Below are 13458 nucleotides of genomic sequence, written 5' to 3' on the forward strand. Positions count from 1 at the left end.
GCATAGCTTGCTTAATCATGTATAAAAACTTGAATTTTTTCTAAATTAGCTCTAAAAAGTTTAAAATTTAACTCACAAGATATTTTTAAATCAGCAAAAAAAGGATTTTTCAGGCTAGCTATGAGTAAATAATCATCTTTTTTTAAAACTCTTTGTGTGGAAAATTCTTTATTCTTTACTTTCTCAAAAATACTTTCACTTGAGTTAATATCTTCTTTTAATTTCTTGCTATAAAGCAAAATTCCGCAAAAGAAATTCCCAAATTCATCTTTAAATTTCACATCATAAAGAATAAAATCATCAAAAACAAAAGAATTTTGAGAATGATAAGTTTTTAAAGAAAAATCAAAAGCAATTTTTTCAAAATCTTTTTGATCAAAACCTTGTTTATCAAATTTAGCATTATTTTGTTTTAAAAATTCCTCACACATTTTAAACACAAGCTCATTGCGTCCCCACATAAGCTTTCTTCCTAAAATTCTAAAAAACAAAACTCCCGCTAAAACAGCAAAAAACAAAGCTATAATCACGTCTTTACTAAATTGAAAAGCAAGAAAAAATATAACCAAAGCTTCAACAAATGCTAAAATTTGCAAAGCTTTGAGTCTTTTATTTAAAGCTTGTCTTATGGCTTCAAAATCCATTAAGACTTAGCCTTTTCCATTCTTTTTCTTTGAGTAGGATCAAGATATCTTTTTCTAACTCTAATATTTTGCGGAGTAACCTCTACAAGCTCATCTTCTTCTATCCACTCTAACGCTCTTTCAAGGCTTAATTTTCTAGGTGGTACAAGCTTAATTGCATCATCGCTACCACTTGCTCTAACATTAGTTAAATTTTTTCCCTTAATAGGATTAACATCTAAATCATTTGGACGAGAATGCTCGCCTATAATCATACCTGTATATACTTTTGTTTGAGGATCAATAAACAATACCCCTCTATCTTGCAAATTAAATAAAGAATACCCTAGTGCAACACCATTTTCCATAGAGATTAACGCGCCATTATTTCTTTTTTCAACTGCTCCGCTAAATGGACGAAACTCTAAAAAGCTGTGGTTCATCACACCCTCGCCTTTAGTATCTGTTAAAAATTGTGATCTAAATCCTATAAGCCCACGCGCAGGAATTTCAAACTCAAGCCTTGTTTGACCATCTCCAGTTGGTGTCATAGTTTTCATTTCAGCTTTTCTTTTACCTAATTTTTCAATCACAACCCCAGTAAAATCATCAGGTACATCAATTACTAAATGCTCAAATGGTTCTGTTTTAACTCCATCTTCTACCTTAACGATAACTTCAGGTCTTCCCATGCAAAACTCAAAACCTTCTCTACGCATATTTTCAGCCAAGATAGTTATTTGAAGTTCACCTCTTCCGCTTACTTTAAATTTACCCTCGCCTGTGCTTTCATATTTCATGGCAATATTAGTTTTCATCTCAGCTTCTAGACGTTCTGCGATTTTATTTGAAGTTACATGCTTGCCTTCAGTACCTGCTAAGGGACCATCGTTTACTGAAAATACTATGCTTAAAGTTGGTTCTTCTATATGTAAAGGATCAAGCGGCATAGGGTTGTTTGGGTCTACCACACTATCTCCTACATCTAAAGCTTCAAAACCTGCAATTGCTACAATATCACCTGTTCCTGCCTCATCGATGTCCATTTTTTCAAGACCCATAAAACCAATAAGTTTTGAAATTCTTCCATTGATTTTAGAACCATCTGCCTTAGCAAGCATTACATTTTGATTTTTCTTTACTTTACCATTAAAAATTCTTGCAATTCCTATTTTACCAACGAAATTATCATAACCTAGAGTAAAAACTTGAAGCTGTAAAGGGTTTTCATCACTACCGCTTGGAGCAGGTACGCGCTCAAGTATAGTCTTAAACAATGGCTCCATATTAGCACTTTCATCTTCAAGTGCAAGTTTTGCGTAACCATTTTTAGCAGCTGCATAAACTACAGCAAAATCAAGTTGTTCATCATTTGCTTCTAAAGCCACAAAAAGATCAAAAATTTCATTAATTACTCTTTCAGGATCGGCAGCTGGTTTGTCGATTTTATTAATAACAACAATAGGTTTAAGCCCTAAAGATAAAGCTTTTTTTACCACAAATTTAGTTTGAGGCATAACACCTTCTTGCGCATCAACCAAAAGCAAAACTCCATCAACCATTTTTAACACACGCTCAACCTCACCGCCAAAATCAGCATGACCTGGAGTGTCTATGATATTTATTTTGGTGCCTTTATAATTAATAGCAGTATTTTTAGAAAGTATAGTAATACCTCTTTCTTTTTCTATATCATTACTATCCATCACACGCTCTGCTATTTGCTCGCGTTCACTAAAGGTTCCTGATTGTTTTAAAAGCTCATCTACCATTGTTGTTTTTCCATGGTCAACGTGAGCTATAACAGCTATATTTCTAATATTGTCCAAGTTTTTCTCCAAAGTCTTAAATTTAAAATCTAATATTATATAAAAAAATTGCTTAAAAATTAAGATTGCCAAATTGGAACACTTGTTGCTTTTATTTTGGCTAAGAATTATTTTTAAGGAGAAAAATATGTCAAACCTAGGAACTCAAATCTTTAAAGCTAACTTAGAAAAACAAGGAACTTCAGTTTTAAATAGTAAGCATTTTATGGAACTTTTAAATTATTTAGAAGTTGTAAATTCAAACGAAGAAAAAGAACTAAACTATGCAAAACTTTCAAGCAAAGTAAGTGAAATTTTAGATGATGCTCATAATGAAAATGCGGTTTTAAATGCTAAAAATATAGAAGAATTGCTAGTAATATTTAAAAACTTTAATCTTTCTCATGAAAATTTAAAAATTGATTGTGCAGCACAATTGCAAAATTTATTTCCAAATTTAGCAAAAAATAATTTTTTGGTAGGTTAATTAATGTCAAATATCCAAGCTAGCGATGCTTTAAACTTACTAAGCATCGCTCCACAAAATGAAAATCCTAGTAAAGAAAGTACTAATTCAAATAGTAATGGAGAAGAATTTTTACATTCACTATTGCAAGCTATAGATGAAAAAGATGGAAGTTTACCAAAAGACTTTAAAGCACCACAAAAAGAAAATAAAAACGAAAGCTTAAAAGAAACCATTGATGATAAAGCTCAACTAGACGAAAAGGATGCTCTAAAGCTTTTTGAAGGTGCAAATTTTATGCAAATTCTTTCTTTACTAGAAGTTTTACAAAGTGATAGCAAGGATATAAAATTAAACAAATTTATCCAAGATAATACTGCTATTTTAGCTCTTGAAAAAAACCTACACAAGTTAAAAAATATAAAAAATATCAATGAACTTTTTAATATAGCAAAAGAACTTGGATTAAATATAAAAAATATAAAATTTGAACAAATCAAAGATTTAAAAGAAGCTTTTCCAAATCTTGATAAAAAAGGTTTTTTTGAAAATACAAAACAAAACAATACTAATGTTTTTCAAGATTTAATCAATCAAAAAATTACCAAGCTTTTAAAAGAAAAACCAAATACCAATAAAAATATAAAAAGCAAAGAAAACGAAGGTGTTTCTTTACTTTCTTCTGCTTTAAAAAACATAGAGCTTCCAAAAAAAGATGTAAAAGTAAAAGAAAATATTCAAAATATAGATTTTAAAGAAAAATTTATAGAAAAAAATCAAGATAACAAAGAAACAAAAAATATAAAAAATATTAATAAAAATGATAAATTAAATGATATTGAACTCATCAATTTAACTCAAAATTCAAACTTAAAAAAAGAAATTAAAGATAAAGAAAAAATAGATTTTAAAGAAATATTAAAAAATGAAAAACTAACTACTAGTGAAGATAGTTTTAATAAAAAAATAAGTTCTGTTTTAGAAAATTCAAAAGACTTAAAAGCTGAGTTAACAAATACAAAAAATACTCAAAATTTACAAAATCAAGATTTAAAAATTAATTTAGAAAATTTATTAAATCCTCAAGAAAAACAATTAAAAACAGAAAAAAACACTCAGAACACAGATGTTTTTAACGATATTTTCAAAAACACTAAAGAATCTACAAAAGATGATAGTGATCATAATGAAGAAAATTTAAATTCTTACATAAAAGAGATGAATAGAGTTTCTAGTAATTTTGTGAAAAATCAAAATATTCCTATAAAAGAAACTTTCAACGATTTTGCCCAAGAATTTAAGGACAAACTAGAAAGTTATAAAGCACCTATAACTCGCTTTAGTATAACTTTAAATCCACACAATCTTGGAGAAGTAGAAGTTACCTTAGTCCAAAGAGGATCTAATCTAAACATCAGCTTTAATTCCAATCAAAATACTTTAAATCTTTTCATACAACATCAAGCTGAGTTTAAAAACGCTCTTGTAAACATGGGATTTACAAATTTAGAAATGAATTTTAATAATCAAGAAAGAAAAGAACAAAATAATCAACAAAAACAAAAAAACAATAATAAAGAAAATAAGGTGAATTTAGAAAAAGAAATTCAAGAAAAGCCGAGCTTAGAAATGGTTTTAGCAAAATATTTTTAAATGGAATATTTTTTGCTTTAAGCCTTAAAAACATATAAAAAGGATTTTTATGTCAAATATAAATACACAAACTCTTCAAGGTCCTTTAGCAACACTCAATACTAAAGATATGCCAAATGCAAAAGGAAACACTAGAGCCGGAGAAAGTAGCGAAGATAATGGATTGGTTTATAATCCTGGAGCAGAACTTGACAAGGATGCGTTTTTAAAGCTTCTTTTGATAGAACTTCAACACCAAGATCCAACTGATCCTATGGATACTGAAAAAATGCTTACCCAAACAGCACAACTTTCAGCACTTGAAATGCAAGATAACACCAATAAAACTATGACTCAACTAGTAGATGCGATGGCTAAATTGCAAAATTCTATTGCAGCAAGTACTGGTATGAGTGCATTAGCTGCGGTTGGGAAACTTGCAACAGTTAAAGATGACTATCTTGTAGTAGCAGATGATGATATACAATTTCAAATTAATATGTATTTACCAAAAGAACCACAAAAAGGTAAAAAGACTGATATTGACACTGAAGGTTTTGAACTTAAGAAAAATGGCGAAGATAAACTAGACATTACAGGTAAGGTAGATAAAGAAATAGCAGGCCCTGGGGAAACTGTATATGTAAAATTAGTTGATGATAAAGGCCAAGAAGAAACTGTTAAAGCAGTAGTTGGTGAGGATCAAACCTTTAAAATAATAGGACATACCCCAAGTGTTGATATCAAGACAGCCAAGATTGATTCAGCTTATAAATCAGATAGCGAGCCTGTAACATTTACTATTTATAATGAAGCAGGTGATCCTGTAAGAACAATGAAAGTTAAAGATATGACTGCAGGTATGAAACAGATTGTTTGGGATAGAACAGATGACAGCGGAAACCCTGTGCCATCTGGCAAATACTATGTAAGAGCAAGTTACATAGGTGAAGATGGAACAACAGTTAACTCAACTTATGGTGCCTACCCTATCACTGGTGTTAAATTTGAAGATGGTGAAGCTCTAGTTGGTATGGGCGGTAGCTGGGTTAAATGGGAAGATATTAAAGAAATTACAGGATAAAATCATGTTTACAGCATTTTACAATGGAGTAAATGGGGTAAAATCCCAAAGTTATGGTATAGACAATACTGCTCATAATATAAGTAATGTCAATACGGTTGGTTTTAAATACTCCGATGTAGCATTTAAAGATGTATTTTACAGCACTGTTACAACCCAATCATACAACAAAGGTCAAACTGGTTATGGTAGTGTAGCAGGAGCTACAAATGATGTTTTTGAACAAGGACCACTAGTTTCTACTGATAATGAATTTGATGTGGCTATTGCCGGAAAGGGCTTTTTTGGTGTAAGTAATGCCAATGGAGTTTATTATACTAGAAATGGTGCTTTTAAACCTGATGCAAACGGATTTTTAGTAGATTCAAATGGTAATTATGTGCTTGGGACTATGAATCCATCATTAAAAGAAATTCAGCTAAGCGATAGGGTTTCTAATATGTTTGGTCAAGTTATGGGACAAAAAGTTACCACAGCTTGGAGTGGAACACCTGGGGAAAATTTCCAAATAGGTGGAATTAATACCCAAGGACCTATTTCTGTGCCTAAAAATCTTTATTTACCACCTCAACCAACACAAAATATCACTTGGAGTGGGAATTTAGACACAAGCACCAAAACAGAAGCAGTGAATATAGATGTAGATGCTTCTAAATTTGATTTTAGCAAAAATGAAGATGGTAGTGTAAAAATTTCAGGTAGTGTAAAAGATGAGCAAATTTTTGGTTTAAAGCCTGGTGATACTATATATTTTAAAATTACTGATGAAAAAGGTGCTAGTCAAACATTACAAGCTACTTTAGATGAAAATTTGGCTTTTAGTATTGACAATCAAAAACTAGATAAAGTAGATTTAGAAACAGCTAAGTTAGAATCATCTCATTTAAGTGTAGAAAAAGAAGTAGCTGATAGCACAGAACTTTCTGCAAAATTAATTAATCCTGATGGTTCTACTAGTTGGGTTAAGGTTAAATTAGATAGAGTTTTACCGCAAAATGGCACAGATTTAGAATACAAAGCGGTTGCTCAAGTATATGATAATGATGGCAATAAAATAGGTGGAACTACCGAAGGTTTAATCACCTTTAATGAAGCTGGAGCTTTGGTATCTAGCACTCTAAACTCGGTTGATAATAATGGGACAAAAGTCAATATAAACCTTGGTTCTTATTATGATCCAAACATACCAAATTCAGGTTATGATGGACTTCATGCTTTAAAAAATAAACAGCCTTCAGTACACACACAAACAGATGGCAAAGGTGAAGGGTTTTTAAATAATTATTCTATCAACACAGATGGTACTATCATCGCCACTTTTACCAATGGTGATCAAATAGCTATGGCAAAACTTGCTTTGTTTAATTTTACCAATGAACAAGGTTTAGAAAAGCTAGGAGAAAATCTTTATGGACAAACAGGAAATAGCGGTAATCCAACCTTTTTACTTGATAATAATGGAAATTTCAGCACAGCAACCTTTAAAGGCTCTTATTTAGAGCAATCAAATGTAGATTTATCCGTAGCCTTTACAAACTTAATCACTTTGCAAAAAGCTTATGATTCAAGTAGTAAAAGTATCACAACAGCTGATCAAATGATACAAAAAGCAATCAACATGAAACGCTAATTTTAGCCTTTCATGATGGTTCTTTTGAATTTTTTTCCAAAATATATTTTATTTCTTGCTCAAAAAACTCATACACCCTAAGTTGCACTAAAGCTTCTTCTTCATTTTTATCCATCAAACGCTCAAGTCTATGAAAATTAATCTTTTTTGCATATCTTGGATTTTTCTTTAAAAGTGAAGCAATATTTTTAAGCAAAGTATCCAAACTAAGCTCATTTTTTAAAACTCTATCCACATATTCTTTAGAAGTTTGCACTAAAATAGCCTGCCTACTTTTATCATTTGGATAAACTTCACTTGCAATATCAGCCAAAACTTGCCAAATTTCTGTTTTTATAGTTTTATTTGCCACAATAATAGCAGCAAAAGATTTTGCTCTAAATTCTAAAGACAAATGACTAGGAACAAAAAATTCTCTAAATTTAGATAAAAAGTTTGCAAATATATTCAACATACTTCACCTCAATGTTTTTTAAGATATTTTAAGATATTATTTCAACTGCCTTCTCTTAGACCTGTGCAATGCTATTTTTAAGCACCGCTTCAGGGTGGGAACACAGCAGAGCACTTAAACTTAGTGTGTGCCGCAGTCATCTGGGGGAGGGTTTTTAAAATTTAAAATACCCTTTAATATCCTCACAAATTCTAAAGAAATTTACCCCATTAATAGTCGGATTTGTTTTAAAATACTCATACATTCCCACAAAACCGCTTTCAAGCTCTTTAGACTTTACTCCATAACTAATTGATAAAGCCGCTTCTATAAAAGCTGCTAATTTATCACAATGCTTCAAAGCCTTTCCATCAATAGCCTTATAACGATCCTCATTGACCGCATCCAAACTACCGCTATAAACGCTTGGCTTGTTATTAAAAATACGATTTTCAAATTCATTTTTTACAAAGGCGCTTTCTTCAGTTTGCCCCTCTCTAATACCAAGTATATAGCTAAATTCTTCTCTAAAAGATAGTGGTATAAAAGGTAAAATTTTCTCATTAATAAGCTTCATTTCATACTCATTGATGATCTCATTTAAACCATCTATACCATATTTTACCGGAGAGATGATATCTCTAGTTAAACTTTCAGGTAAATCATGGAACAAAGCACAATAAAAATTACTTTCTATCCTACCATCACATGCTTTTACTTCTAAAGAATAAAAATAAGATAAAATAGCCACAACAAGCATATGTCCCAAAACCGCAGTTTCTGGAATCCTTGGAGTTTGCGCCCATCTTTTTTGAAAACGCAAACGCCCACTTAAATCAATTATTTTAGAAATTTTTTGATTAAGGGCTATTTTTCTTGCGCCAATTAATTCATAATAATCTTCTAATTCTTCTTCAACTTTAGCTTTAATCTCATCGATATCACTTAAAAATGAGCTAGTTTGATAAACTATATTAAACTCCCACCTTGTCGCAAAATACGAAGCGGCTTTTAAAATAAGCCTTTCTTTTGCATAATCTTTACCTTGCAAAAAAAGCTCATAGCGTTTTAAAAATGCACCATTTTCAATATCTTGAATCATCGGTGCGATTTTACTTAACACCCAAGCACTTACTTGCTCATTTTTTGCACGTGTTATTTCATGGTACACATCAGGGCGTATATCAGTCACTACTACCCTGCTTAAAAACTCAAAAATCCCCGCTTCTATGATAAAACGCATATTAACATCTTTTTCCATTTTAGCAATGAAATAAGCAATGATGAATTTATGCGCTTGTTTATCAAGCTCAACTAAATTTGTCATTCTAGGATAATCATTCCACCTTGATATAGAAGCGGCCTTAAAAATATGCTCTATTAATTCTACACTAATCATTTATTTCCTTTTTTTGCTGTGATTTTACTTTATTTTATAATCTTTAGCAAATTTTATTTTGATATTGTGATTTGATATTTTATTGTAAAATAATCTTTAAAACTTATCATCAACATAAATACGAGGTTCTACCATGATTAAATTAAACAACGAACAAGGTTTTGTAAATATAAATGGTAAAAAAATGATGTGGCCGATTTTTGATGAAGTTTTGTTTTTTTTACAATGATATAGCAACAGTAAAACTCAATGGCAAGTGGGGCTTAATAAATAAAAATGGAGATTTTATAATAAGCCCAATATATGACTATATTAGTCACCTTAATGAAAATTTTATAACTATTCAAATAGGTAATAAGTATGGTTTCTCTGACAAAAACGGAAAAATTATAACTGAACCAAAATTTGACGATACGAATGGTTTTTACGAAAATTTGATATCGGTTTTAATAAATGACAAATGGGGTTTTATTGACACAAATGGAGAATTTATAATAAAGCCTAAATTTGATTATGCGGGAAATTTTAACGAAGGACTTGCAGATATAAAACTAAATGAAAAATGGGGGTTTATAAACAATAAAGGGGAAATTGTTATAAATCCTATATTTGATGAAGTAGAGAGTTTTTATAATAAAGCCGCAATAGTTCAGTTAAATGGAAAATGGGGTTTTGTAGATACTAGTGGAAACATTATAAAATAGCAAATATAAATTTGATATTATTCCAATTACTAGAACTTTTATTTTCGCATACTCATTATAATTTTAGCAAATTAAAAACTTTCTATATCACTTAACTTAAGATAAATTTCATCATTTTTACTAAGTTCTTTATGATGATAAATGCTAAAAATATGTCCTTCCAAACTTACACTTATCTCATAAAAATCCCCATAAAACACGCATTCTAAAACACTGGCTTTTAAAGAGGTTTGTGTTACTGAAATTTGTATATCATTAGGGCGTAAAATACCATTTTTACTTTGCAAATATGCTTTGAATTTCTCATCTAAAATTGTATTTGGATCTATAAAAAATGCTTCCCCCAAAAAGCAAGCGCTATCTATATTTTTAGGCTTATAAAAAAGCTCTTTAGCACTTCCATAGTCTAAAATTTTCTCATCCTTAATCAAAGCGATATTATCTGATAAATAAAAAGCATCGTCTTTATCATGTGTGACAAAAATAGCACTAAGCTTATGCTCTTTTAAGATATTTTTGATTTCTTTGCGCATTTTAACGCTTAAAGTGTGATTTAAATTTGAAAAAGGCTCATCAAAAAGTATGATTTTTGGCCTTGCGACTATGGTTCTTGCTAATGCTACTCTTTGGGCTTGCCCACCGCTTAGCTCATTTGGGTAGCGTTTTAAAAGTGTATTTAAATTTAAAATTTCTAAAACCTGATCAAGCCTTTGTTTTTGCTCGTTTTTACTTAAAAAACTTATACCAAAGCATATATTTTCTTCTACATTTAAGTGCGGAAACAAAGCATAATCTTGAAACAAAACCCCCACATCACGCTCTTGAGGGGCTAAATACACACTCTTAGAAGCAACTAGTTTATCCCCTATATAAATATTACCATCATTGATTTCAAAAAAACCTGCTATACAACCAAGCAAAGAGCTCTTACCACAACCACTTTCTCCCAAAATACTGATAATCTCACCTTCTTTTAAACTCAAAGAAATTCCTTTTAGAACTTCTGTTTTTCCAAAAGATTTGTAAAGATTGTCAATTTTTAAGATTTCCATTATTGTCCTTTTTGGTTGTTTTTATTTTGCAAATAATGCATTAAAAATGTGGGGATAATCCCAAATAACACTATAATCAAAGATGGTAAAGAAACATTATAAATTAATTCATTTTCACTATAAGCAAATACAAGTGATGAAAGTGTTTGAAAACCTGAAGGTGAAAGTATAGTTGAAATAGGCAATTCTTTTAAAATATCTACACAAATAATCACTATAGCCAAAGCCAAGTAATGCTTCATCAAAGGAAAATGAATTTGAGTAAAAATTTTAAATGGTTTTGATTTTAAGGTTAAATTTGCATAGTCTATATTTTTAGAAATTCGCTCATAGCCTGATTGTGTAGCAAAAATTCCAGAAGCTAAAAATCTTACAAAATATCCAAAAAACAGTACTAAAAATCCACCACCTATGGCATATTCAAAAGACAAAAGATCAAAAATATAATTTAACACACCCAAAATCACTAAAATTCCCACAGCTACCACAGCCCCAGGTAAAGAATACCCCAAAGTAGTAAGCCAAAGGGTGATTTTAGAAGCTTTTGTGTCATTTAAACGCACTACAAAACACAAATAAAATGCCACCCCTACAATGGCAAAAGAACTCACCAAAGCCACACTAAGACTATAAAATGCAGGTATTAAGACATTACTTAAATTTTGCATAAAATCAAACCCAGCCCAATAAACAAGCCACATAATAGGCACGACAAAGGCAAAAAATGCTACCAAAAAACACCATAAAAAGGCTAAAAACGCCTTAATGCCTTTTAACTCATCTTTTGGAGTAGGTAAAAATACATTTTGATTAAAGCCTTTTTTGCCTCTTTGCATTTTTTCTAAAAGCATTAAAAGTGCAATAAATACAAGCAAAGCCACGCTCAAAGCCACAGCACTGACTTCATCACCACCACTTCCCCATGTTCTAAAAATTCCTGCGCTAAAAGTATCTACACCAAAATACGCCACCAAGCCATAATCACTCAAAACCTCCATAGCCACCAATAGTAAAGCACCCACTATACCCACACGGCAAAATGGTAAAATCACTTTAAAAAATGTTTTTAAATTAGAAGCCTTAAGTGTTTTAGCACTTAAAATGATATTTCCAAGTCCATAAGCAAAAGTATTTTTAGCAAAAAAATACACATAAGGATAAAGTGCAAAAGATAAAATCACAATCACACCATATGCATTCATGATATCTATACGCCTATCAACCCCTAAAAGCGTGGGAATTAAACCTTGAAATTCAAATAAATCAATCCAAACAAAACCCATCACATAAGAAGGTATAGCCAAAGGTAAAATCAAAAACCATTCAAAAAATTTCGAGCCAAAAAATTTATAAAAAGCTATCAAATAGGCACTAACTAAACCTATAATCAAACACAATACTAAAGTACCAAACAATATAAAAGCACTACCAAAAATATAACGCGGCAAGACATTTTTACTCAAATGTTTTAAGGTGTTAATATCTATAAAAGGAAGGTGTAAGATGATAGCAAGTATAGGCAGTATAATTAAACTGCAGAAAAAAAAGGTGGCAAAAGACCACCTTAGACTTAAAAATTTCAAATTTTATTTTTCCTTAACTATTTCCATTGAACTTCATCAAAAATCATTAAAGCTTCTTTAGCATTACCCCAGTAAGCTTCAAAATTTGGTTTTTCGATTTTAAACTCACCCCATGATTGTAAAATTTTAGCAGGTTTTACTTCTTTGTTTACTGGATACTCATAATTTTGATTTGTTAAAATTTCTTGTGCTTCTTTTGAAAGCATAAACTCGATAAATTTAACCGCAGCTTCTTTATTTTTAGAAGTTTTTAAAACACCTATACCACTTACATTAATATGCGTTCCTCTGCTATCTTGGTTTGGAAAAATCACTTTTACTGAATTTGCAGCTTCAACATCTTTAGGATTTTTTGAATTTGCTAAGTGTCCTAGATAATAACTATTTGATATAGCTACATCACCTTCTTTTGCATAGATTGCACGAATTTGATCACGATCCCCACCTTTTGGAGTACGTGCAAGATTATTTGCTATGCCTTGCGCCCATTCTTTTGCTTTTTCTTTGCCTAAAGTATCGATCATAGCACTTAGCAAAGAGATATTATAAACATTATTTGAACTTCTTACTAAAACTTTACCTTTAAATTTAGGATCAGTTAAATCCTCATAAGTTTTAATCTCTCCATCTTTAATTCTATCTTTAGAAGCGATGATGATTCTTGCTCTTGTTGTAAAAGCATACCATTCGTTGTTTTTACCTCTTAATTCTTTTGGTGAAAGTTTTTCTAACTCAGGTGAGCTAACTGATACAAAAAGATTATTTGTACGAACTTGTTCTAAATTTCCCGCATCAGCAGTCATAAACAAATCCGCTTTTGAATTTTTACCCTCAATCTCTAGTCTTTTAGCAAGCTCATTAGCCTTAGCTTGCACTACATTTACACTAATGCCTGTTTTTTCTTGAAATAATTTAAAAATTCCTTTATCAGAATCATAATGACGATGAGAATAAATCGTAAGCTCTTGAGCGCTTAAACTCATAGCAGCTAGTAAAGATAGTAAAACTACTTTTGCTTTCATTTTATAAATTTCCTTAATTTTA

The 13458-nt window shown here is 30.7% G+C and carries 12 protein-coding genes and 1 other RNA gene; 6 read left to right on the forward strand and 7 right to left on the reverse strand.

Annotation, left to right across the window (positions count from 1 at the left end; translation table 11 throughout):
• Positions 1-11: 11 nt before the first annotated feature.
• Both CLCT_RS07350 and typA read right to left on the reverse strand, forming a co-directional pair.
• Positions 12-644 carry a poly(A) polymerase gene (locus tag CLCT_RS07350; protein WP_149062731.1) on the reverse strand — a complete coding sequence of 211 codons (633 nt, stop codon included), beginning with the start codon at positions 642-644 and terminating at the stop codon, positions 12-14.
• Positions 644-2452: a translational GTPase TypA gene (gene typA, locus CLCT_RS07355; protein WP_039668948.1), complete on the reverse strand. Its 1809-nt coding sequence runs from the start codon at positions 2450-2452 to the stop codon at positions 644-646. The genes CLCT_RS07350 and typA overlap by 1 nt, the downstream gene beginning before the upstream one ends.
• A 127-nt stretch (positions 2453-2579) precedes the next feature.
• Here typA and CLCT_RS07360 point away from each other — a divergent pair, with 127 nt between their 5' ends.
• From CLCT_RS07360 to CLCT_RS07375, 4 genes are read left to right on the forward strand one after another with little or no spacing between them, the layout of a single operon-like run.
• Positions 2580-2918, forward strand: a complete 339-nt coding sequence (locus tag CLCT_RS07360) for a hypothetical protein (protein ID WP_149062732.1) — start codon at positions 2580-2582, stop codon at positions 2916-2918.
• 3 nt (positions 2919-2921) lie between these two features.
• Positions 2922-4550 carry a flagellar hook-length control protein FliK gene (gene fliK, locus CLCT_RS07365; protein ID WP_149062733.1) on the forward strand — a complete coding sequence of 543 codons (1629 nt, stop codon included), beginning with the start codon at positions 2922-2924 and terminating at the stop codon, positions 4548-4550.
• A gap of 49 nt (positions 4551-4599) precedes the next feature.
• Positions 4600-5613: a flagellar hook capping FlgD N-terminal domain-containing protein gene (locus tag CLCT_RS07880; protein WP_170230442.1), complete on the forward strand. Its 1014-nt coding sequence runs from the start codon at positions 4600-4602 to the stop codon at positions 5611-5613.
• 4 nt (positions 5614-5617) lie between these two features.
• On the forward strand, positions 5618-7243 hold the full coding sequence (locus CLCT_RS07375; RefSeq protein WP_149062734.1) for a flagellar hook protein FlgE: 1626 nt from the start codon (positions 5618-5620) through the stop codon (positions 7241-7243).
• Positions 7244-7253: 10 nt separating this feature from the next.
• On the opposite strand, the gene CLCT_RS07380 is transcribed toward CLCT_RS07375, so the two are convergent.
• Positions 7254-7697 (reverse strand): hypothetical protein, encoded by a 444-nt coding sequence (locus CLCT_RS07380; protein ID WP_039668951.1) that lies wholly within the window; start codon positions 7695-7697, stop codon positions 7254-7256.
• Positions 7698-7749: 52 nt separating this feature from the next.
• Here CLCT_RS07380 and ffs point away from each other — a divergent pair.
• Positions 7750-7847, forward strand: an RNA gene (ffs, locus tag CLCT_RS07385) — signal recognition particle sRNA small type.
• Between the two features lie 4 nt (positions 7848-7851).
• On the opposite strand, the gene CLCT_RS07390 is transcribed toward ffs, so the two are convergent.
• Positions 7852-9075, reverse strand: a complete 1224-nt coding sequence (locus tag CLCT_RS07390; RefSeq protein ID WP_149062735.1) for an HD domain-containing protein — start codon at positions 9073-9075, stop codon at positions 7852-7854.
• A 203-nt stretch (positions 9076-9278) separates the two neighbouring features.
• Between CLCT_RS07390 and CLCT_RS07395 the strand changes: the two genes are divergently transcribed.
• Positions 9279-9779, forward strand: a complete 501-nt coding sequence (locus tag CLCT_RS07395) for a WG repeat-containing protein (RefSeq protein WP_149062736.1) — start codon at positions 9279-9281, stop codon at positions 9777-9779.
• A 71-nt stretch (positions 9780-9850) separates the two neighbouring features.
• Here CLCT_RS07395 and CLCT_RS07400 read toward each other — a convergent pair whose 3' ends face one another.
• Genes CLCT_RS07400 through CLCT_RS07410 form a run of 3 tightly spaced genes read right to left on the reverse strand, consistent with a single transcriptional unit; the run spans position 9851 to position 13436 of the window.
• Positions 9851-10831, reverse strand: a complete 981-nt coding sequence (locus tag CLCT_RS07400) for an ABC transporter ATP-binding protein (RefSeq protein ID WP_149062737.1) — start codon at positions 10829-10831, stop codon at positions 9851-9853.
• On the reverse strand, positions 10831-12414 hold the full coding sequence (locus CLCT_RS07405) for an ABC transporter permease (RefSeq protein ID WP_149062738.1): 1584 nt from the start codon (positions 12412-12414) through the stop codon (positions 10831-10833). Before CLCT_RS07405 ends, CLCT_RS07400 begins: the two co-directional genes overlap by 1 nt.
• A gap of 17 nt (positions 12415-12431) precedes the next feature.
• A complete protein-coding gene (locus tag CLCT_RS07410) occupies positions 12432-13436 on the reverse strand; it encodes an extracellular solute-binding protein (RefSeq protein ID WP_149062739.1) in 1005 nt (334 codons plus the stop codon).
• Positions 13437-13458: the final 22 nt, after the last annotated feature.

Source organism: Campylobacter lari subsp. concheus (assembly GCF_008245025.1).
Lineage (GTDB): Bacteria > Campylobacterota > Campylobacteria > Campylobacterales > Campylobacteraceae > Campylobacter_D > Campylobacter_D concheus.

What these genes read in the sequence shown, in the direction of transcription:
- CLCT_RS07395 (WP_149062736.1), top strand. Translation starts at nt 9,279, where the DNA reads ATGAAGTTTTGTTTTTTTTACAATGATATAGCAACAGTAAAACTCAAT.
- CLCT_RS07360 (WP_149062732.1), top strand. Translation starts at nt 2,580, where the DNA reads ATGTCAAACCTAGGAACTCAAATCTTTAAAGCTAACTTAGAAAAACAA.
- CLCT_RS07380 (WP_039668951.1), bottom strand. Translation starts at nt 7,697, where the DNA reads ATGTTGAATATATTTGCAAACTTTTTATCTAAATTTAGAGAATTTTTT.
- CLCT_RS07410 (WP_149062739.1), bottom strand. Translation starts at nt 13,436, where the DNA reads ATGAAAGCAAAAGTAGTTTTACTATCTTTACTAGCTGCTATGAGTTTA.
- CLCT_RS07400 (WP_149062737.1), bottom strand. Translation starts at nt 10,831, where the DNA reads ATGGAAATCTTAAAAATTGACAATCTTTACAAATCTTTTGGAAAAACA.
- CLCT_RS07350 (WP_149062731.1), bottom strand. Translation starts at nt 644, where the DNA reads ATGGATTTTGAAGCCATAAGACAAGCTTTAAATAAAAGACTCAAAGCT.
- CLCT_RS07390 (WP_149062735.1), bottom strand. Translation starts at nt 9,075, where the DNA reads ATGATTAGTGTAGAATTAATAGAGCATATTTTTAAGGCCGCTTCTATA.
- CLCT_RS07375 (WP_149062734.1), top strand. Translation starts at nt 5,618, where the DNA reads ATGTTTACAGCATTTTACAATGGAGTAAATGGGGTAAAATCCCAAAGT.
- CLCT_RS07880 (WP_170230442.1), top strand. Translation starts at nt 4,600, where the DNA reads ATGTCAAATATAAATACACAAACTCTTCAAGGTCCTTTAGCAACACTC.
- fliK (WP_149062733.1), top strand. Translation starts at nt 2,922, where the DNA reads ATGTCAAATATCCAAGCTAGCGATGCTTTAAACTTACTAAGCATCGCT.